Origin of the sequence: Brevundimonas poindexterae (genome assembly GCF_020524625.1) — a bacterium.
Classification (GTDB): Bacteria; Pseudomonadota; Alphaproteobacteria; order Caulobacterales; family Caulobacteraceae; genus Brevundimonas; species Brevundimonas poindexterae_A.
Window position 1 is genome coordinate 290700 of sequence record NZ_JAIVLL010000001.1, and the last position, 19404, is coordinate 310103.

Below are 19404 nucleotides of genomic sequence, written 5' to 3' on the forward strand. Positions count from 1 at the left end.
TTGCATTGACGATCTGGAGGCTCGTCATCTCTTCGGAGGTGGCGGGCCTTCTGCGTTCAACCCGTGGTCATGGGGTTCGGCGCCGTGTAGTTTGAGGAGCTTTCGAGAGTCCCCGCTGTATGGTCCGTTTCCTCCTCATCGCTCCACGGCCCCACTGGGATGCCGACTTTGCCGGGATTGCGGGCGGAGCCGATGAGTCCGTCACGCGCGTGGCGCCGATCGCCATCGCCACAGTGGCGGCCATGGCGCCCGAGGGGATCGACGTCGCCCTGCATGACGAGGCGCTCGCTCCGGTCGATTTCGAGGCCAACGCGGACTTCATCGGCATCACGGCCAATGTCTCGCAGGCCCGGCGCGCCATCGAGATCGCCCGGGAGTTCCGATCACGCGGCAAACCCGTCATCATCGGCGGCCCGCACATCACGCTCGATCCCGGGGCCTTCGACGGGGCCTGCGACGTGGCCGTGACCGGCGAGTTCGAGGAGATCGCCGAGGGCTTCTACGCGGACATGTTGGGCGGCACGCTCAAAGCCCGCTACGTGGGCGGACGCCCCGACCTGTCCCGCTCGCCCGTGCCCGCCTGGGAGCTGTTCGACAATGATCGGGCACTGGTCGGTGTCGTCCAGACCAGCCGAGGTTGCCCCTTCGAGTGCAACTACTGCGACGTCATCCAGTACCTGGGCCGCAAGCAGCGCCACAAGACGCCCGACCAGGTGATCACCGAGGTCCAGCGCCTGTACGACCTCGGCTACAACCGGATCGCCCTGGCCGACGACAACTTCACCGTCTATCGCAAGCGCGCCGCCGAACTGCTTGACGCCCTGATCGCCTGGAACGGGCGCGACGGCCGCGACCATGTAATCTTTGCCACCCAGGTCTCGATCGATGTGGCGCGCGATGACGACATGCTCACCGCCTGCGCCGAAGCGGGCGTGTCGAACCTGTTCATCGGCGTGGAGTCGGTCAATGAGGAAAGCCTCAAGGCCAGCAAGAAGCGTCAGAACCTGAACACCGACATGCAGGCCCAACTGCGCAAGGTCGTCAGCCACGGCCTCAAGGTCGAGGCCGCGCTGATGGTCGGCTTCGATGCCGACGATCTGACGATCTTCGAGCGCCAGTACCGGTTCGGCATGGGCCTGCCGGTCGGGACCTTCAAGATCTCCTCGCTGGTGGCCCCCATGGCGACGCCGATCTATGCCGAGATGTTGAAGGCCGGGCGGCTGGACCTGACGGGAGAGCAGGCGCACTTCCCCGGGGCGGACATGGTGACCAACATCATCCCGGCCCAGATGACCAAGCAGCAGCTGTATACCGGCACACGCTGGCTGATCAGCCGGCTGTACAGCCCGGCGGCCTTCTGGACCCGGTTCGAGGCGCTCGCCGATGTTCTGGGGCCCAATCCGCTGCTGAAGCGCGGGACCGGACGGCTTCACAATCCGCCGTCGCGGGCGCGGGCCAATGCCCATTTCGGACGCATGCTGCGCGCCGTCAGTCGGGGCAATCCCGAGATCGCCGACGTCATCCGCAAGGCCAACCGGCTGATGCGCGCCCGCCCGGAGATCCGCGACGGACTGGCCGACATCCTGACCACCTGGATGCTGTCGCTGTATGTGCACATGGAGAAGGGCGTCTATGACGCGGAATGGGCCCTGATGGTTGCCCCGCCCTTTGACCGGGTTCAGTCGGTGGCGTGATCGTCGGGCTCAGGCCGCGAGGGTGGCTTGGCGGGAGGCATCCCGTTCGATCAGGAAAATCCGGCCAAGCGTGGCGATCATCTCCAGCCAGTCGGCGAGTGAGGCCTCACTGACCAGATCGACGTCGCGCGGCTCGAACTTCGAGGACCAGCCGCCGCTATACATGCGGCACTCCGAGCAGACGGCGTCCGAGGTTCCGCACTTCTCGTTGCCCTGCTGCAGGTCGGTCTTGAAGTAGCGCATCTGGCCGACCATCCGCGAATGGCAGTCGCGGGCGATCCCCGTCTCCGGGTCGATGTCATAGAGCGGCCCGGACTGGGTCGCCCAGGCATTGTAGGCCTTCGAATAGACAACCGTGTCCGGGAAGTCCTCGATCAGGCCATCCATGGTGCGCCGGACCTCGCCCAGGCTCTCGTCATCCCACAGCAGATTGCTCCCGGTGCTGGAGATGCGGAAGAACGCGCGATCGTTCCCCTCCCCCTCGGTCAGCTTGCGCAGATAGGTCTGGGTCGGCGAGTACATGTTGAAGGTGACCGGCAGGCCGTTGTCGCGACCGATCTCGGCAAGGCGGCGAGCATCCCCGATGTTCGTCTTCGTCAGGGTGAAGAGCAGGATCGCCCGCGGGTCGCCGGCATAGTTCCGGATGGCCTTGTGGAACGAGCGCCCGCCCCGCAAATCGGCGTCCGTATCGGCGTCGACGCCCCAGACAGAAACACCGATCCGGTACGGGACGGCGGGGTCGATCCGGACGGTGCCGTTCGAGCCGATATTGCCGTAGGGAAAGTACCGGCTGGCGGCGATCAACCGGTCCTGATGCAGCGCCGGCTCGGCCCCGACGAAATAGGCCATGGTTACGCCGCGTTCGGCCTCGGCGGCGAAGAACCGGTCCCAGGTCCCGATGTCCTCGACGTCTTTTATCGGTTTGAAATCATCCGAGAAATAGTAGCAGCCCTCGCAAAACAGATTGCAGCGCGTGGCGACCTCGTAGAAGGCCGGCTTGCGAAATGCGCGCACGACCCGCTTGGCCTCCTCATAGGCCGGCGCCAGGTGCGGCGCAGCCTGGAGAAGGCTCGCCAGCCTCGCCAGCCGTGATCTGCGGGTACTCGACACTGTGACTCCCATTCCGACGCCGGGTCGGACAGGCGACGCTACCATGGCTTGTGCGTCGGTGGGAGGGGCTCTCCTGGTCACGCGGGACATCCGGGCGCATCGTCCCCACGGGCCCGCAGAACCGCCGCCACGTCGGCGGAAAAGATCCTGGCCCCTTCAGGATTCATGTGATTCGGGTCGACGAAGAGCCTGGCGGGATAGACCCGGGCCGGGTCGCGCCATGCATTGACGACGACGGCGCCCTGATCCTCCACGTCGTCCAGTGACTGCCACAATCCATCCAGACCTTCCGTCAGCCCCTCACGGGTGCGGCGCTGGAACTCGGGCGATGCGGGCGGCACCACGATGTACAACTGCCCCCCGGATGCGCGGATTCGGGCGTTGATATCGGCAATGGCCCGCCCGGCGCGCTCCGGAACCGAGGGGTCGTAGAAGCGGATCGAGCGGATATCCTTGAGACGAGCCGCAGCCTCCCGGTCGGCCAGGGTGGCTTCGTCATCGGCATCCAGGCTGCCATCGAGGCGCCAGATCAGGGACCCCGCGGGTTTCGCCTCCGGCCGCAGGCCGACCCGGACGAGGACGTTCTGGAAGCGGCGGCGCCAGTCGTCATAGCCAAGGGCCGGTGACACGCGCGTCACCGCGTATTGTCGCCAGTCGCCGCCGATCATGTCGTTCTGACCGTTCTCGAACAGGAACCGGTACGTCAGTCGCCGGTTGTGGGTCCGGCCCGATGCCGAAATGGAATTGTCGTAGAAGACCGCGCCGGGGCTGAGCGCCAGAAACCAGTGCTGCGGCGGATCGGGTTGATCGAGCACCAGGTCGACCATGGCTCGGGTCTCAAATACGTCCTGAAGCACGAAGAAGAAGTCGGCGCCGTCGCTGCAGAGGGCATCGAAGCGGATGGCGCCCCCCACCGAACTGCCGATGATGATGGCGTCACGTCCCGAGGCCGCGGCTAGCAAATCGTTCATGGGGTCGAGGTGGCGACGATCCTCAAACGCGCGGGAGGCCAGATTCAGGCCTGCCAGCAGAAGAGCTGCCAGGGCGACGAAAAGGATCAGGAGGCGCATCGGATCCCCGTCAGAAGTTGAAATACAGGAAGCCGGGCTTGTCGAACGTCCCGAACATCAGGATGACGGCAATCAGGGCATAGTAGAAGCCCCAGGCCACGATCGCTCCCCGGGCCCTCACCCGCTCGAACACGGGGCGGCGCGCGTCCAGCCACTGGTAGAGTTCGAGCGCAATGATCGCCACAACAAGGTAGCGCGGCACGGCCGCGAAACCGGACAGCAGGGATGCGGGATCCTGAACGAACCAGCCGGGCAGTTCGGCCATGCGCCCCCAGGCCTGGATCGACGTCTGCCACCCCGGAGTCGCGACCATGGATCCGAGCAGGATGAGAAAGCTCCACAGGACGAAGCGGTTCAGTCCGTTCTGAAGACCGACCTCAAGGTCACGCGGGACACCGAGGCCTCGGGCCAGGCCGTTCGAGAGCGCCGTCGCCCTGCGGCTACGTCGCACGATCCCCTCACCGATCATGACGAAACCGGCGATCAGGCCCGCCGCCAGCCATGTCCAGGCCGCCCCGTGCCACAGGGCGACGATGGCTATGGTCAGCAGGGTCGCCAGCGCCCGGCGGACGGCCTTGTCATCCCGGCGCCCCCGGCTGCGCCCGCCTCCCCGGGCGATCGGCAGATAGACATAGTCGCGAAACCAGGTGGAGACGGTGATATGCCACCGCCGCCAGAACTCGGCCACGGAAACAGAGGCCAGGGGCCGGTCGAAATTCTTCGTCAGCTGGATGCCGAGGATCAGGCTGGAACCGATGGCGATGTCGGCATAGCCGGACAGATCGGCGTAGTACCGGTAGATCTCTCCCGCAGCAGCCGTCAGGACCAGCAGGGGCGAATGGTCCAGCGGCTGGTTCAGGACCGGCGGGACCAGGTCCGCCAGCCGATCCGCGATCACCAGTTTCTTGAAGTAGCCCACCAGCATGAGCGCCCCGCCGGCGGCCGCCCGACCGACGTCAAACATCCGCTCCTTGCGGAACTGCGGCAGCAGGGTCCCGGGCCGTTCAATCGGCCCCGCAAGGAGTTGCGGGAAGTACATCACATAGACGGCGAAGTAGCCGAGATGGCGTTCCGGCTCTTTGCGCCCCCGATAGACGTCGATGACATAGCCGAGGGTCTGGAAGGTGTAGAAGGAGATGCCCAGCGGCAGCAGCAGGCTGACCGGCTCGAAGGCGCGACCGTCACCCCCGTGGTAGATCGTCAGGCCCGTATTGGCGACCAGGGCAAAGTACTTGAACGTGAACAGAAGCCCCAGATTGCCGCACAGGCTGATGGCCAACAGGGCCTTCTTCCGCCAGCCGGGCCGGGCCGAAGGCAGCCTCTGCCCCACGAAGAAGTCGATCAGGGTGGACACCCACAGCAGCCACAGGAAATCCCACCGCCAGGCCGCGTAGAACAGATTGCTCATCACCAGCAGCACGACCCAGCGCCAGCGCTGCGGCATCACGAAATAGAGGACGACCACCAGCGGCAGGAACAGCAGGTAGTCGAGGCTGTGAAAGCTCATGGTCGGTCAGGCGCCGGTCACCGGGCTCGCGGCCGGACCCGGATCGGGGCGCGACCATGAGGACGAAGGGCAAAGTCGACCCAGCAGGTGAGGTCCTGCCCAGGATTGGGCGACAGATCATAGGCGCCGACCACATGGCCGATGGCCCGACTGAGCACCAGGAAGGCGAAAGAGGTGCCCACGCACCCCCGTGGCCCGGCCCCGAATGGCAGCCAGAGCTTGCGGTGGGCGGCGAGGTCCGCGCCCATGAAGCGATCCGGCACGAAGTCGTCGGGCCCCTCCCACAGATCGCGATTGCGGTGCATGGGATAGATGCCGAGGACTGCGGTGAATCCCCCGGGCACGACCTCCCCCGCAACGTCCAGATCAACGGTCACGTCCCGCAGGATTTGCGGAATCGGCGGATAGAGCCTGAGGGCTTCGTGGATGACGGCGCTGGTCAGGGGGCAGGATCGCAAATCTCTCGCCGGATCGGCCGGCCCGGGACCGGCAGCCCATTCTTCCCTCACCCGGTCCTGGATCTCCGGATGTTTGGCGAGCAACCAGAGCGCCCAGGTCAGGGTCGCCGTCGCATTGTCATGACCGGCATGCAGGAACAGCAGGGCCGTGTTGAGCATGCGGTAGGGTTCGCCGAAGTCCTCGGCCCGGACCGCTACTGCCCGGGCACTCAGCGCCCGGAGGCAGGTGATCTGGTCGCGAAGGGGGGCGTAGGCCAGGCGGTCCATCTCTTCGGCCGTTGCCTCGAGCAGCGGGTCACTCTCCGCCGCCTCCTCTTCACTGGAGAAGAAGGCGCGCCAGAGCGCCTGGATCGTCAGATGTCGGGCCGCATGAAACAGGTCGACCGGCCCCTCTTCCCAGCGGGAGAGGACGTGGGTGCAGGCCCGCGCGACGCGCTCGACCGTCGTACGTTCCTGCGCGCCCTGGATCGGACTGAGGAAGGCCTGGCGCCATGCCGGCCATTCCATCTCCTCGCCCTGAAGCAGGGTATCGCCGAAGCTGCTGCCAAGGACGCGATCGTGAAGGCGTGACCGTGGATAGAGACCTTCCCGGTTCTGGAGCACCCTGACGACCGTGGGCGGATCCGTCAGCATGACCATGCGGCGGCGGCCCACCCGTGCCTCCACAGCCCGTGCCTTGAGACAGGCTGAAGACCAGAACTTGTGGGGCAGTTGCAGGGCCCGGATCATGCCGGGGAATTCGAGAGGAGCCCGTCCTTCGAAGTCGAGCCTCGGCAGGCCCGCGCCCGTGCACGCCTCGTCCAACCCCGGCCTTAGATGCTGTCGCATGTCGCCGCCTGATCTGTCGCCGGGAACCGAGCCAGTTCGACGAACCGGGGCGCGACCTCTCCCCCGATTACCATGTGCCCGCCCGAAGTCACCCACACGTGAGCCTGAAGCCCCGGGCCTGCGGCCGCATCCCGGGCGATGCCGTAGTGCAGGATGCATGACAGGCCCCGCCGCCGCAGCATCCCCCGGACCGCCAACGCCTGTTCGAAGCACAGCGCCCGCCAGGGCACGTTCCGCGCGGCACGACGCACGGCCCGCCTGACCTGCAGGATTTCGTCCCGCGAGGAGGCCGGTCGCCCCCCCGCCGTCTGAAGGGCCCGGGCAAGGTGTCTGAACGGGACGCACGCCACCGCAAAGGCCCCGATCCCGAGCGCGAATACCGCCTCGGTCAGGATCGGCACATCGGTCAGTTTCATGACGGCCTCCGTCCGGCGGGCGCCACCCGCCGCCACAGCCACCGGGGCAGCCGCAGCAGATAGTAGAGGGGCGTCAGGCCTCGCGGCAGATCAAGCTCGACCTGGTCGTGGTCGCCCCGACCGTTGCGCGCCAGCTCGGACAGGAAGGCCTGCCGTGAGCCGCCGGTGAAGTGGCGGCCGATGCGGTTCATCCACCACGGCCTGCTGTGAGCCGAAACCTCGGTCCGACCCTCGCCCCAGGCCAGATTCAAAAGGGCGCCCTGAACCAGATAGCGCCCGGCGAGATCCAGACTCAGGCGCGGAATCGGCATGCCAAACAGGGTCGAACAAAGGTGCAGGGCCACATCGGGCCCGCGTCCGCCGCCCATGGCCACAGCCTCATCCCTGAGGCTCCGGACCTCGGCTTCGGACTTCTGCCGCAGGAAGGCCGCGACGTCCGCGATCCACTTCAGACGCGACCAGCTGTGGCGGGTGCCGTGAACGGTCAGATAGGCAAACAGCTCGACGTCGGCCAGCGTCCGCAACTGCCCCGATGCCACCGACACATGCCGCGTACGCGAGAGACTCAGCCCGGCCAGCTCATGCGGATTATCGACGAGTTTCCAATGCAGTTCGACGAATATCTTGCGCACCGGGTGAACCAGAACGCACTCTTTCGAGACGGTCTGGAAGCGAGCGAAGGCCTCGGGCGACAGCCCTTCGGGGCGATGCAGGACATAGCCCCGGCCGGCAAGCAGCGTGATCGCCGGGTCGACCTGAGCGGGGGGAACCAGCAGGTCGATGTCCCACGAGTCCTTGAGGCCGATGTCGTCATGGACGAGGCAGGCGAGCGCCGTGCCCTTCAAAAAGATGGCATGAAGGCCGGCGTGGTCGAAGGCCGTCTGGAGGGCCACGCTCTCTCCGGCCAGCAGAAGGCTCCGCATCGCCGCGCGGGACGCCATGTCCCTCAGCCCTGCACCTGTCACGGAATCAAGCTCGAGGCCGGACTTTTGCAGGGCCGCAAGGACCTGGGGCGCAACCCTGTGGCGGGCGACGGTCGCGAGGAGAGCCTTGCCGTCCAATCCGGGATGGGCCGCAAGCCGCACCACGGCGTCATCGACCGCCCGTTCGGCGCCCGGGCGACAGCAGGCCGCGACAAGCTGGAGTTCCGGCGAAAGAGGCGCGTTCATCGGCGGGTGTCGTCGATCAGACGCCCCGCTTCGAACGTGAGGCGGCGGTCGCACGCCGCCAGGACCTGGGGTCGGTGGGAGATGACCACAATCAGCGGGCGCGGCTCAAACGCGGCGAGGGCGGCCAGAACGGCGGCCTCGCTGTCGGCATCGAGCGCGGAGGTGGCCTCGTCCAGGATCATGACTTCGGGGCGCCGCAGGAGCGCCCGCGACAGGGCAAGGCGTTGACGCTCGCCGCCAGAGACGAGCGCGCCATTCTCTCCCACAATGCTGTCGAGGCCCTGCGGCATCCGGTCGACGACCTGGTCAGCGCCGGTGAGTTCGAGGGCCCGCGCGATCGCTGCCTCGTCAGCCTCGACCCCGCCCCAGAGGAGATTGGTCCGCACCGTGTCGTTGAAGAGCAGCGGGTCCTGGGTGACGTACGCCAGCCTCGCGCGCCAGTCCGGGACTGTGCCGGCATCGAGTCGCTGATCTCCTACGGTGATACGGCCCTCCTGCGGCTCCAGCAGGCCCGCGAGCAGGTCGGCGAAGGTCGTCTTGCCTGCGCCGGAGGAGCCACCGACCGCGATCATATCTCCGGGCGTGAGCGTTATGCTGAGGTTGCGGATGCCCCCCTGCCCACCGGACGCCGTGTGCAGGCAGGTCACGGCGTCAAAGCGGACCGGACAGAGCCGGGAAAGCCCCCTCTGCGTCTGACTCTTCGGCCGATCACGCACCGGGAGTTCGGTCAGGATCTGCCGCAGGGCCTGCCAGGCCGGCAGGGCATAGGCGATTTGCTGCATTCCCGACTGGATCTGCGCAGCGGGGCCGGCAACTCGCGCCAGGACAACCAGCAGGGCCAGCAAGACGGCCGGCGGCGACCGCAGCACGAAATAGCCGAGCATCAGGACGCCGCACGCGACAGCGGCGCCGAGCAAACTCCACATCACGCGCAAGGCGGCCTGCCGGTTGACGAAGGCAATCTGCTGCCGGGCGGCGAGGTCGAGGTCGCGGCGGAAACCGGCCACGAAGGCGGCATCCATATTCTGGCTCATCGCGGCCTTCAGCCCCCCCAGAAAGCGGCCGAGCTCGACCATGATGGCCATGTTCGCTGCGGTGACCTTCGCGCCGATGTCGCGCGTCGCCCCCAGCCACCGACCCATGACGAGGGCCCCGATGGCGAGAAAGCCAAGCGCAACAAGGGCCAGTTGCGGCGCGAGCATCACGGCAACGGCGGCCTGCACTACGACCAACACCACGGCGACACTGCCCTGCAGAAGGAAGTGGACCCCTGCGGCGCATCGCTGGATGTCGCCGCTCATCAGATGGGTGATGCGTCCATGTCCCATGGCATTGAGTTCGCTCCACCGGCTATCCGCCAGAGCCTGAGCCAGCATCGACCGCTTTGACTCCAGGTAGCCAATCTGCAGGGCACCCAGACGCAGATCGCGCTGCCAAAGGACAAGAGCTCTCAGGCCCATCACGCCCCCGAAGAGCAGCAGGATCACGGGCAGGCGGGCCGAGTCCCTGACAGCCGGGAGAAGGGTCCACACGGCGGCGGGCAGGCCGGAGAGCGGATTGTCCCCGGCGAACAGGGTGCCCAGCAGGGGGACGAGCAGGAACAGGCTGGCCCCCTCCAGCACGGCCCCCGCCGCAACCAGAAGCAGCAGACCCGGCGTGCGGCGGCCCACATAATTCGCCAGATCGCGGACGAAGTCCCCTGCCTGACCCAACGCCTGGGATTTTCCGGATTCAGGCATTCGTACGAGACGCCTTCCTGAGGAAATGCCCTGTGGAAATGCCGCGCAACAACTTCAGACGATACTCGCGTTCCACTTCAGGCCGCTCCCATCCCTCGGTCGGCAGGTTTTCCAGAGCTGCGTCCAGTCGGTCCAGATCCAGCAGGTCCGCCGCACCCTTGACGTGGCGCAGGCGCCCTACCTCATCGCACAGCGCGTGGCGAGAATTGGCGAGGTCCTCAAACCAGTCGGCCGCCTGATAGCCCTTGGCCCGTTCGCCAACGACCTCCGAAGGCAACCGGTCAGCGAGTCCCACGCGCGCCAACCGGCGCGGCAGACCGTCGGCCAGAAACGCCCCCGTCGGGAGTGCGAGGCAATACTCTACCAGGCGTCGATCCGCCGTCGGATCGCGGACATCCAGCCCCCAGCCCGCCAGCATGCCCTTGTTGTAGTTGCCGGGATCGAACCTCCGCAGGACACGAAGCCGCTGGGCGAAGGCGTCGGATTCGGCGCGGTAACCGAGGTCGTGGCCCGCCGCATCGGCGCGCGCGGCAATATCGAATTGCACCGCCGCGCTCTCCGAGAGGGCCGAGTAGTCGCCCAGTCCGGTGACCCGGCCCCGGCTGCGGCCCGCTATGCGCCAGAGCGTATCCGGCACGAACTGTCCGAGGGCTCTGGCGAAATAGCCCTTCCAGCGCATCCTTCCGGAGCGAACGAGCGCCCGCCCTTCCCGCACCAGTCCGCCGATGTCGCCTCGCATCAGGAGCTCCCCGGGCAAGGTCATCCCGTCGTAGCTGAAGCTCATATTCCCCGCATTGCCCACCAGCATCACCGCGAGTCCAAGCTGGCGGGCCTCGTCGTTGATGCGGTTCGTCCAGCCGAGGTTGCAGATATTCAGGACCGGGCGCTCGAACAGCAGAAAGGCCTGGTCCAGAGGGCCGGCGAGGTCATGTCCACCGCTACGCACGACCCGGTGGTCGATGTTCGGATAGAGCCGGGCGGTCGCGGTCGCGAGATGCGACTCGTCTTCGATGCGACCGGGCTTGCCAGGCAGGTCAGCCCCGCGTCGGGGTGCCGCCGTGAAGGCCGTCACCTGCCCCCCCTGGTCGGCCATGAGCCGGGCAGCCGTGGCCGTGACCGCCGCGCTGTCGAGCCCGGCGCTCAGATGACTGCCGACCCGCTTTCCCGCCCCCCTCAGCCGCGCGGCGACCGCGCGATCCAGAAGCTCGCGGAAGCCCTCGACCTGCGCCTCGAAATCCGCAGGCACAGGCTGGTTGCGATCCGGATTCCAGTGTCGACGGCTAACCATTCCCTGGCGGCCGAACTGGACATAGTGGCCGGGTTCGACGCGCCAGACATGACGGAACCACGTCCCGGGTCCGCTCTCGGGAATCAGGGCCAGCAGGCCGGCGAGCGCCGCTTCATCAGGCTCGATCGGGACGTCAGGCAGGGCATGGAGGCCCTTGGCCATCGAGGCGAAAGCGACAAAGCCATCCCGGTGGTGGAAGTGCAGCGGCTTGGCTCCCAGAGCGTCACGGGCCAGGGTCAGCTGCCGTTCGTGGCTATCCCAGACGGCAAGGGCGAAATCACCGTAGACATGGTCAAACAGACCGAGCTGCCATTTCTCCCATGCCCGAAGGACGAGACGCGTGTCTGACATGACCGCCGCCTCGCCAGTCGGTATGTCGAGCGCAGAGGCCAGTCCGGCGCGATCATCCAGCCGCACATCTGCCATGAGGGTATAGCGACCACAGCCGCTGACGAGCGGTGGCACATCGAAGTGGTCTTCATCCAGCCGGTCCGAGCGTCGCAGGGCAAAAGCGATGTTGCCGCCGTCCCATGCGCCCTCGCCGTTCAGCCCGTACATGCGCTGGGCGTAGTTCATGGCTCGGCATTCAGACAGCACGGCCCGCCCGTCCAGACGCCAGCATCCCGATAGAGCCGTCATCGCGCGTCAGCGTACGCCGAATTCAAAGCAGCCCCCTTGAGGCGACGGCAGTGATCGGCATCAGCCCCGAAGGAGCCAACCCGGCCAGCCCGGCCCGACACTGGTCAAGAGGCGGAGGTGATCCCGTCGCTTCCGGGGGTGACGTCATTCTCGGCCTGGCCGACATCCAGTCGCTGCAGTTGCGGGGCCGTCCATGTCTTCACGGTCGAGGACGGAAGCGTTTCATCAGGGGTGACGACAGGGTCGCTCATGGCGGTTGAATCCTTACTGGGTTGGCAGACAGTGCCACGGAAGCAAAATCTGTCAAACTCAATCGCGTAAAGTAGCCGACGTTCCCGTAAATCGGGCATTGCCGGGCTCTGGCGCCTCCACCGGCGGGCGGTCGGCGCCTGCCGAAGCCCTCACAGCCGGCGGATCAAACCCTCTGATTCGAGTGAGGTCAGAAGGGCGAGCACGTCGGTCCGGCAGACCTCCCGCGAGACATCGTACTCCGTCGTCAGTTGTCCGATGACATCGCCGACGGCGACAGGGGACGCGATCAGGTCCCAGATGCGCGATCCGATGGCGTCCAGCCCGTAACAGGTCCCGCGCTCCACGTTCATGGCCATGACCTCACCATCGACGCGGGTGGTAATCAGGTCCCCCGACGCCACGACACGCTGGCTGTCGGCAAAGGTCGTTTCCGTGCGGCTCATGCCAGTTCCTTTCCCATCCCTGATCGGACGAGGCGGTCAACCATTGCCTCGACCTCGGCATCGAAGACATCATGTCCCCAGGGCCGCGCCCATTCCAGAATGGCAGCGCCCGACGCCACAGCGGTGCAGTTGCGAAAATGCTCTGCCTGCAGCCCGACGGCGCCGACCACCGCGCGCCGATAGGTTTCCGACATCAGCAGTTGCAGTGCGCTTCTGCCCCGCAAACGCGTCAGAGTGCCGTCCCCCTCCCCCGCCCGCTTCAAACGGATGACAGCGGCGAGCGGCACCGGGGTCTCGTCGACCTCGACCGGCAGGGGCATCTGGTATTTGTCGAGGTCGTCATGAACGCGCTCAAGCGCTTCAAGCGTCTGGCCTCTCTTCTCGGCCGCATCCGCCCATAGCTTGAGACGCGGCAGACCGCGGTAGGCCACCGGCGCGCCCCCCTCCACGCCGATCACGCAGACGTCGTCGCACAGGACCGGGTAGCCGCGATCGGAAAACCACGCCGCCAGAGTCGACTTTCCCGCGCCAGAAGGCCCCGTGAAGGCCACCGCCCTCCCGTCAATTATCACCGCATTGGCATGGAGCGGGAAGAGGCCACGCTGGTGAACAAGGACGCCCAGCGCCGAGCCGAGCAGGAACAGTCTGAGGTTCCGGTCCGAGCAGCCCGCCGCGACATCCACCACGATCGAGGCTCCCGCCTCGATACGGAAACGACCAATGCCCGGCAGGTTCAGGATCGTGACCCGGCCCTCATGCCAGAGGGTCCCGGCGCCGATATCCTCGACGGCGCCACGGCTCACAGTGACGATGTCCCGGGACCCGGGCGCGGCGATCCCGGTCAACTCCGGAAGCGGAATCTCGGAACGCAGGCACAGGTTGAAACAGGCATAGTCGGGCACACGCCCCTGCTGGCCCGTTTTGCAAAATCTGACAACAGGGAAAGGAAGGTCTGGCGGAGACGGAGGGATTCGAACCCTCGGTACCCCTTACAGGGTACGACGATTTAGCAAACCGTTGCCTTCAGCCACTCGGCCACGTCTCCGGCAGGCGCCGTCGATAGCCGAGCACGCGCGGACGCGCAACAGGGGGATGAGCGCGATATTGCGGCCCCTGCGTTAACGCGACAGTCAGCCGGATGTGGTGGGGTGGCGATGACACTCTCCGAAAGCCGATCCGCCGCATGTCCAACAGCCCTGCCAACGCCCTGCCTGAGCCCTCATCCGACGCCGACGAGGCACTGGATGCTGCGGGCTTGCAGGCCATGGCACGCGCGGCGGTGAGCGGCGAAGCGGCCTCCCCCGACGCGGCCGCGCACCGGCGCGGGCCCTTCCGTCCCGGGGTCTGGCTGAATGCGCGGGAGCGGGCGCGTGCGCGGCTCTCGGTCCACTATTTCCATGCGATCGATGTGCTGTGCGTGGCGGTCGTGACCCTGCTGGCCCTGTTCCTGCTGACGCCGGACGGGCTGGGCGATGCGCGGGTCGCCGATGTCCTGCCGGTCATCACGGGCGCGGCTGTCACGCTGGCGCTGATGCGCTCGATTGACGTCTACCGGTTTGGCCAGACCCAGTCTGACATTCTGCACCTCGGTGCCGTCAGCGGCCTGGTGGCCTGTGGCGGCGTGGCGGCCGTCGCGGTCGGAGGGCTGCTGGGCGACATCCACTTCACCCTTCTGCTGGTGTGGGGGGCGCTGACGCTCGTCACCCTCTATGGCCTGCACCTGTGCTGGCTGGAGTTGATCCGGCGCATGCGGGAGAACGGCGCCCTGACGCCCAACGTCGTGCTGGTCGGGGCCACCCGCCACGCCGAGTCCATGATCCGTGAAGCCATGCAGCGGCGGGACCTCAACATCATCGGCGTGTTTGATGATCGCATGGCGCGCTCGCCGAGGGCAGTCGAGGGCGTGCCGGTTCTGGGCGACAGCGAGGCGCTGATGGCGCACCGAATCCTGCCCTATGTCGATCGCGTCGTGCTGGCCATCGACCCCCGCGCCGAGGAAAGGGTGCGTGACCTGACGCGGCGGCTGACCGCCCTGCCCAATCCCGTCAGCCTGCTGGTCGATACCGAAGACGGACGTCTCCGGGCCGCCGCCATGGAGCGTCTCGCGCGCTCGCGGCTGTCACGTCTGAACGGCCAGATCGACGATGACCGCCGCGCCTTCAACAAGCGTCTTCAGGACCTGATCATCGGCGGTGTTGCCCTGGTGCTGCTGGCGCCGGTGATGGCGGTGATTGCCCTTCTGGTAAAGCTGGACAGCCGCGGCCCGGCCTTCTTCCGCCAGCGCCGGCACGGCTTCAACCACGAGGAGATCGTGGTCTGGAAATTCCGCACCATGAAGCAGGAGGCCGCCGACGCGACGGCCAGCCGGCAGGTGACCCACGACGACGATCGCATCACCCGCCTCGGCCGGTTCCTGCGCTCGACCAGCCTCGATGAACTGCCCCAGCTGGTGAATGTGCTGAAGGGCGAGATGAGCCTGGTCGGCCCCCGTCCCCACGCCATCGGCATGAAGACCGGCCAGATCGAGTCCGCGCGTCTGGTCGCCGACTATGCCCACCGGCACCGGATCAAGCCGGGCATGACCGGCTGGGCCGCCATTCATGGCTCTCGCGGGCCTCTGCACACCGCCCAGGACGTCCGCCGGCGGGTCCAGCTGGACGTGGAATATGTCGAGCGCCAGTCGCTCTGGATGGACCTCTGGATCATGCTGGTCACGGTGCCTGTCCTGCTGGGCGACCGGCTGGCGGTTCGGTAGGGCGCGATGTTCTGGCGCGGGGTCTGGGGCTATCTGCCCGCCAATATTGTGCAGGGGGTGGTCGGCTTTCTGACGCTGGTCGCCTTCACCCGGCTGCTGAGCCCGGATGATTTCGGTCGCTATGCCGTCGCCTTTGCGGTTTTCAGCCTGACGCACGTGGCGGTCTTCACCTGGATCGAGGCGGCCATGGCCCGCTTCTGGGCGGCCGAGAGCGAGGGGCCGTCGCTGGCCGATCACTTCGCCGGCCTCTATCAGGCGACCTTTGCCCTCACTCTGATCTTCCTGCCGGTCATGGGGCTGGCCATCTGGCTGTGGCCGATGGATACAGCGTTCCGTGTAGCGGTGGCAGTCGGGGTCGCGGGCGTGCCGGTCCGGTGCCTGGCGCGGCTGGTTCAGGAGCGGTACCGCGCCTCGGGCGAGGTCGCCAAATCCGCCTGGATGGACATCTTCACGGCCGTCGGCGGTCTGGGGTTCGGCGTGGTCTTTGCGGTCCTGGGCGCGGGGGCTGCCTCGCCGTTGATCGGGCTGGCGCTGGCGCCGTTGGTGCTGCTGCCGTTTGCCCTGCCCGCCGAACTACGGTTCGCGCGCGGGGGTCGGGCCGATCCGCAGCGCCTGTTGTCCTATGCGCGCTATGGCTATCCGATTGCCGTGTCGCTGGCCCTGACGCTGGTTCTGGGCTCGACCGACCGCATCCTGCTGGCCGTCTTCATGGATGAAGCGGCGACCGGCGCCTATCACGCGGCCTACAGTCTCGCGAACCGCACCCTGGATGTTCTGTTCATCTGGCTGGGGGCTGCGGGGGGGCCGGCGCTTGTGATGGCGCTGGAACGTCACGGCCATGCCGGTCTGAAGGAAGCCGCCCGCGAACAGGCCTCGACCTTTCTTTTGATCGGTATTCCGGCGGCGGTGGGGCTGGCTCTGGTGGCGCGCCCGATGGCGGAGTTCATGATCGGCGAGCACCTGCGCGGTGCGGCTGCGGCCATCACCCCCTGGATCGCCCTGGCCGCCCTGATGTCCGGCCTGTCCAGCTATTACTTCGGCCAGGCCTTCACCCTCGGCAAGCGCACCAGCCTGCTGTTCGTGACCATGGCCATTCCGGCGGCGACCAATGTGCTGCTGAACCTCATCCTGATCCCGCTGCATGGCGTCATGGGCGCGGCCTGGGCGACGGCGGCCAGTCTGGCCATCGGGCTGACGTCGGTGATCCTGATCGGGCGGCGCGTGGTGGCCCTGCCCATTCCGGTCGACAGCCTGATCCGCATCGGCGTGGCTTCGGGCGCCATGGCGCTCGTGGTCACCCGCCTGCCGCGCACAGGGGGCTTCCTCGAACTGATGACGGACGCAGGCGTCGGCGCGCTTGTCTATGGCGCCGTCGTGGTCACGCTCAACGCCGCCGGGATCCGGGACGTGCTGGTCGAGCGCCTGCGACGCCTGAAGGCCCGCGGAGCCCCCGCATGAGCCGCGCCCGTATGACGGACAGTCCGGCGTGGGCCAGTGCCACCCCGCGTCTGTCGGTGCTGATCCCGTTTCTGCGCGACGATCCCACGGATCTTCTGAACCGGCTGGAGGCCGAGGCCCCGGACCTGAACGGCCAGGTCGAGATTGTGCTGCTGGATGACGGCACAGGCGATGCGAAACTGACAGCCGCGCTGGAGCAGCGCGTAACGACGCTCCGCCTGCCTGCGCGCCTGATCACCCTGACCGCCAATGAAGGCCGATCGCGGGGCCGCAACCGGCTGGCGTCGGCGGCCCGCGGGAACAGCTGGCTGTTCCTGGACAGCGACATGCGGCCGGACCGCTCCGACTTCCTTGCCGCCTGGCTCGCCCTGATCCAGCGCGAGGACCCCGCCGTCGCTTTTGGCGGCTTCTCGCTGATGCAGGCCCCGACCGACGCCCGCTACGCCGTGCACCGGTCCATCGCCCTGAAATCAGAGTGCCTGTCGGTCGAGGCGCGTGAGCAGGCGCCGGAGAAATACGTCTATACCTCGAACCTGCTGGTGCGGCGCGATGTGTTTGCGGCGGAAGCCTTCGACCCCGCCTTTTCCGGCTGGGGCTGGGAGGACGTGGAATGGGCCATGCGCGTGGCCCGGAACCATGCCGTCCGGCACGTCGACATTCCCGCCACCCACATGGGCCTCGACACCACGGCCAGCCTGATGGCCAAGTACGAACAGTCGGCTGACAACTTCGCCCGCGTCATCGCCCGCCACCCGACGGTGGTCGCCACCTATCCCAGCTATCGGGCGGCCCGCCTGATCCGGCGGCTGCCGGCACGGGGGGCCCTGAGGAGCGTCGTCCGGAGCACCGTGCTCCAGGACTGGCTGCCGGCAGGGGCGCGGGCGTTCGCGCTCAGGCTCTACCGGGCTGCGCTCTATGCGGAGGCCGTCTGATGGACCGCGTCGCCGTCCTCGTCCCCACCCTGCGGCGTCCCGAGGGACTGGCCGCCGCCCTCGCCTCGCTGATGGCGCAGGAGCAGGTCGGGGGACGCCTGTCCGAGATCGTGGTCGTCGACAACGATCGCCGGCCGAGCAGCCGGTCGGTGGTGGACGGATTCAAGGACGCGTCCGTGCCCGTCGTCTATGTGCACGAGCCGAGGTCCGGTGTGGCGTCGGCGCGGAATGCCGGGCTGGCGGCGACGCAGGCGCCCCTGATCGCCTTTCTGGACGATGACGAGATCGCCTCCCCCCGCTGGCTGGCCAGCCTGCTGGAAAGCCAGGCCTCGACCGGTGCCGACGTCGTATTCGGGCCGATCCAGGGGCGTGCGCCGGGGGCACCCGAGGACCTGCGCCCCTATCTCGAAACCTTCTTCGGCCGCGAAGGGCCGTCCGCCGATGGCCTGATCGATCATCCGTACGGCTGCGGCAATAGCCTGATGGTACGGGCCACCGCCCTGCCCGGGGACACGCCATTCGAGGTGCGCTGGGACCATTCGGGAGGAGAGGACGACGCCTTGTTCGCTGCCTTGGAAGCGCGGGGCGGCCGGTTCGGCTGGTCGGCAGGGGCGTGGGTGGACGAGGTCGCCCCGGCGCACCGGGCCAATCTCGGCTATGCCCTGTCGCGCGCCTTTGCCTATGGCCAAAGTCCGTCGCAGGCTGCGTGGGGTCGCAAGGACCTGCTGGCCGTGGCCAAATGGATGGCGGTCGGCGCGGCCCAGCTCGTCGCCTGGGGTCTGGTAGCCCTGCCGCTGGTGGCCCTGCATCGGCCCGAGCGCGCCCGAATCCTCGACCGGGCCGTCCGCGGTCTGGGCAAGGTGCTGTGGATGCCGGGGCTAGAGCCGCGCTTCTACGGAACGGCCGAGTTGCAGCGCCTGGACCGGGCCGCCGCCTAGGCCGTCAGCCGGCGCAACAGCTGCGGCGCGCGATAGGTGGAGCGATTGACCACCACGCCCGCAATATTGCCGCCGACCGCCTCGATCTCGTCGCGCAGCGCCACCGGAGCGGCCGCCTCGGTCGCCTGTCCCGCCACCACCAGCACGGTCACATCCGCGAGCGGCGCGAGGATCAGGGCCAGGTCGCTGCGATCCGCCGAGGGGGCGTCGATCACCACGGTCTCGGCGTGGCCCCTGAGGGCATCCCAGTAGCGCCCGTCGTCGATCGCCTCGGCGCGCTGGCCGGAGCGCAGCACTTCCTGATTGAAGCGGGTCACCCACAGCCGCCCGCCCAGCGCCGGACGCGCCGTCAGCAACCGTGCCGGAGCCACGGGCTGCCCATCCTTGCCGACCAGCGGCGGAGTGATGGCAAAGAAGCTGGATCCGTCAGGCGAGGCATGGGCCGGACGCCCCAGCTGGCCGAAGCGCTCGGGATCCCCGCCGATGGCGCTCATCTGGTCCTGCTGCAGAAGGTCGGCATCGATCAGCCAGACCGGCCGGCGCGCGCGGACAGCGGCCAGCCGGGCGTATTCCCGAGCGACTGTCGAGGTCCCCTCGCCCGCCAGGGCCGACACGAACAGCACGACGCGACCGCGATGTCCGCGCCCGGGGCCCAGGGCGGCCCACAGTTCTGCCATTTCGGTCGTCAGATCGATCATCGAATCGGTG

17 protein-coding genes and 1 tRNA gene are annotated in these 19404 nt (G+C 67.5%); 5 read left to right on the top strand and 13 right to left on the bottom strand.

Annotated features, from left to right (window positions below; translation table 11 throughout):
- Positions 1 to 119 precede the first annotated feature (119 nt).
- Positions 120 to 1694, top strand: a complete 1575-nt coding sequence (locus tag LC068_RS01515) for a B12-binding domain-containing radical SAM protein (protein ID WP_226633936.1) — start codon at positions 120 to 122, stop codon at positions 1692 to 1694.
- Positions 1695 to 1703: 9 nt separating this feature from the next.
- On the opposite strand, the gene LC068_RS01520 is transcribed toward LC068_RS01515, so the two are convergent.
- From LC068_RS01520 to LC068_RS01575, 12 genes are all read right to left on the bottom strand, one after another.
- Positions 1704 to 2804: a radical SAM protein gene (locus LC068_RS01520; protein WP_226633938.1), complete on the bottom strand. Its 1101-nt coding sequence runs from the start codon at positions 2802 to 2804 to the stop codon at positions 1704 to 1706.
- A 77-nt stretch (positions 2805 to 2881) separates the two neighbouring features.
- Positions 2882 to 3874 carry a hypothetical protein gene (locus LC068_RS01525; protein ID WP_226633940.1) on the bottom strand — a complete coding sequence of 331 codons (993 nt, stop codon included), beginning with the start codon at positions 3872 to 3874 and terminating at the stop codon, positions 2882 to 2884.
- A 10-nt stretch (positions 3875 to 3884) separates the two neighbouring features.
- Positions 3885 to 5381 carry an MBOAT family O-acyltransferase gene (locus tag LC068_RS01530; RefSeq protein WP_226633942.1) on the bottom strand — a complete coding sequence of 499 codons (1497 nt, stop codon included), beginning with the start codon at positions 5379 to 5381 and terminating at the stop codon, positions 3885 to 3887.
- A 17-nt stretch (positions 5382 to 5398) separates the two neighbouring features.
- The gene (locus LC068_RS01535) at positions 5399 to 6568 is read right to left on the bottom strand and encodes a cytochrome P450 (RefSeq protein ID WP_226633944.1); all 1170 of its coding nucleotides are present in this window, start codon (positions 6566 to 6568) and stop codon (positions 5399 to 5401) included.
- Between the two features lie 83 nt (positions 6569 to 6651).
- Positions 6652 to 7083 carry a lasso peptide biosynthesis B2 protein gene (locus LC068_RS01540; protein WP_226633947.1) on the bottom strand — a complete coding sequence of 144 codons (432 nt, stop codon included), beginning with the start codon at positions 7081 to 7083 and terminating at the stop codon, positions 6652 to 6654.
- The gene (locus LC068_RS01545) at positions 7080 to 8252 is read right to left on the bottom strand and encodes a nucleotidyltransferase domain-containing protein (RefSeq protein ID WP_226633949.1); all 1173 of its coding nucleotides are present in this window, start codon (positions 8250 to 8252) and stop codon (positions 7080 to 7082) included. The genes LC068_RS01540 and LC068_RS01545 overlap by 4 nt, the downstream gene beginning before the upstream one ends.
- On the bottom strand, positions 8249 to 9991 hold the full coding sequence (locus LC068_RS01550; protein WP_226633951.1) for an ATP-binding cassette domain-containing protein: 1743 nt from the start codon (positions 9989 to 9991) through the stop codon (positions 8249 to 8251). Before LC068_RS01550 ends, LC068_RS01545 begins: the two co-directional genes overlap by 4 nt.
- Positions 9984 to 11855, bottom strand: a complete 1872-nt coding sequence (locus LC068_RS01555) for an asparagine synthetase B family protein (RefSeq protein ID WP_226633953.1) — start codon at positions 11853 to 11855, stop codon at positions 9984 to 9986. Before LC068_RS01555 ends, LC068_RS01550 begins: the two co-directional genes overlap by 8 nt.
- Before the next feature lie 167 nt (positions 11856 to 12022).
- Positions 12023 to 12169, bottom strand: a complete 147-nt coding sequence (locus LC068_RS01560) for a hypothetical protein (RefSeq protein WP_226633955.1) — start codon at positions 12167 to 12169, stop codon at positions 12023 to 12025.
- Between the two features lie 150 nt (positions 12170 to 12319).
- The gene (locus LC068_RS01565; RefSeq protein ID WP_226633958.1) at positions 12320 to 12613 is read right to left on the bottom strand and encodes a PqqD family peptide modification chaperone; all 294 of its coding nucleotides are present in this window, start codon (positions 12611 to 12613) and stop codon (positions 12320 to 12322) included.
- Positions 12610 to 13515, bottom strand: a complete 906-nt coding sequence (locus tag LC068_RS01570) for a phosphoenolpyruvate carboxykinase (ATP) (RefSeq protein WP_226633960.1) — start codon at positions 13513 to 13515, stop codon at positions 12610 to 12612. Before LC068_RS01570 ends, LC068_RS01565 begins: the two co-directional genes overlap by 4 nt.
- 51 nt (positions 13516 to 13566) lie before the next feature.
- Positions 13567 to 13658: transfer RNA gene (locus tag LC068_RS01575), tRNA-Ser, on the bottom strand.
- Between the two features lie 138 nt (positions 13659 to 13796).
- Here LC068_RS01575 and LC068_RS01580 point away from each other — a divergent pair.
- From LC068_RS01580 to LC068_RS01595, 4 genes are read left to right on the top strand one after another with little or no spacing between them, the layout of a single operon-like run.
- Positions 13797 to 15368, top strand: a complete 1572-nt coding sequence (locus LC068_RS01580) for an exopolysaccharide biosynthesis polyprenyl glycosylphosphotransferase (protein WP_226633962.1) — start codon at positions 13797 to 13799, stop codon at positions 15366 to 15368.
- A gap of 6 nt (positions 15369 to 15374) precedes the next feature.
- Positions 15375 to 16826: an oligosaccharide flippase family protein gene (locus LC068_RS01585; RefSeq protein ID WP_226633964.1), complete on the top strand. Its 1452-nt coding sequence runs from the start codon at positions 15375 to 15377 to the stop codon at positions 16824 to 16826.
- Positions 16823 to 17758 (top strand): glycosyltransferase family 2 protein, encoded by a 936-nt coding sequence (locus tag LC068_RS01590; RefSeq protein WP_226633966.1) that lies wholly within the window; start codon positions 16823 to 16825, stop codon positions 17756 to 17758. Before LC068_RS01585 ends, LC068_RS01590 begins: the two co-directional genes overlap by 4 nt.
- Positions 17758 to 18696: a glycosyltransferase family 2 protein gene (locus tag LC068_RS01595; protein WP_226633968.1), complete on the top strand. Its 939-nt coding sequence runs from the start codon at positions 17758 to 17760 to the stop codon at positions 18694 to 18696. The genes LC068_RS01590 and LC068_RS01595 overlap by 1 nt, the downstream gene beginning before the upstream one ends.
- Here the strand turns inward: LC068_RS01595 and LC068_RS01600 are convergent.
- Positions 18693 to 19394 carry a P-loop NTPase family protein gene (locus tag LC068_RS01600; protein ID WP_226633970.1) on the bottom strand — a complete coding sequence of 234 codons (702 nt, stop codon included), beginning with the start codon at positions 19392 to 19394 and terminating at the stop codon, positions 18693 to 18695. The two genes, LC068_RS01595 and LC068_RS01600, sit on opposite strands and share 4 nt — an antisense overlap.
- Between the last annotated feature and the right edge of the window lie 10 nt (positions 19395 to 19404).

Bases quoted from the DNA above. Each gene is read 5' to 3' on its own strand.
- LC068_RS01515 (WP_226633936.1), top strand. From the start codon at position 120: ATGGTCCGTTTCCTCCTCATCGCTCCACGGCCCCACTGGGATGCCGAC.
- LC068_RS01525 (WP_226633940.1), bottom strand. From the start codon at position 3,874: ATGCGCCTCCTGATCCTTTTCGTCGCCCTGGCAGCTCTTCTGCTGGCA.
- LC068_RS01530 (WP_226633942.1), bottom strand. From the start codon at position 5,381: ATGAGCTTTCACAGCCTCGACTACCTGCTGTTCCTGCCGCTGGTGGTC.
- LC068_RS01535 (WP_226633944.1), bottom strand. From the start codon at position 6,568: ATGATCCGGGCCCTGCAACTGCCCCACAAGTTCTGGTCTTCAGCCTGT.
- LC068_RS01540 (WP_226633947.1), bottom strand. From the start codon at position 7,083: ATGAAACTGACCGATGTGCCGATCCTGACCGAGGCGGTATTCGCGCTC.
- LC068_RS01545 (WP_226633949.1), bottom strand. From the start codon at position 8,252: ATGAACGCGCCTCTTTCGCCGGAACTCCAGCTTGTCGCGGCCTGCTGT.
- LC068_RS01550 (WP_226633951.1), bottom strand. From the start codon at position 9,991: ATGCCTGAATCCGGAAAATCCCAGGCGTTGGGTCAGGCAGGGGACTTC.
- LC068_RS01555 (WP_226633953.1), bottom strand. From the start codon at position 11,855: ATGAACTACGCCCAGCGCATGTACGGGCTGAACGGCGAGGGCGCATGG.
- LC068_RS01560 (WP_226633955.1), bottom strand. From the start codon at position 12,169: ATGAGCGACCCTGTCGTCACCCCTGATGAAACGCTTCCGTCCTCGACC.
- LC068_RS01565 (WP_226633958.1), bottom strand. From the start codon at position 12,613: ATGAGCCGCACGGAAACGACCTTTGCCGACAGCCAGCGTGTCGTGGCG.
- LC068_RS01580 (WP_226633962.1), top strand. From the start codon at position 13,797: ATGTCCAACAGCCCTGCCAACGCCCTGCCTGAGCCCTCATCCGACGCC.
- LC068_RS01585 (WP_226633964.1), top strand. From the start codon at position 15,375: ATGTTCTGGCGCGGGGTCTGGGGCTATCTGCCCGCCAATATTGTGCAG.
- LC068_RS01590 (WP_226633966.1), top strand. From the start codon at position 16,823: ATGAGCCGCGCCCGTATGACGGACAGTCCGGCGTGGGCCAGTGCCACC.
- LC068_RS01595 (WP_226633968.1), top strand. From the start codon at position 17,758: ATGGACCGCGTCGCCGTCCTCGTCCCCACCCTGCGGCGTCCCGAGGGA.
- LC068_RS01600 (WP_226633970.1), bottom strand. From the start codon at position 19,394: ATGATCGATCTGACGACCGAAATGGCAGAACTGTGGGCCGCCCTGGGC.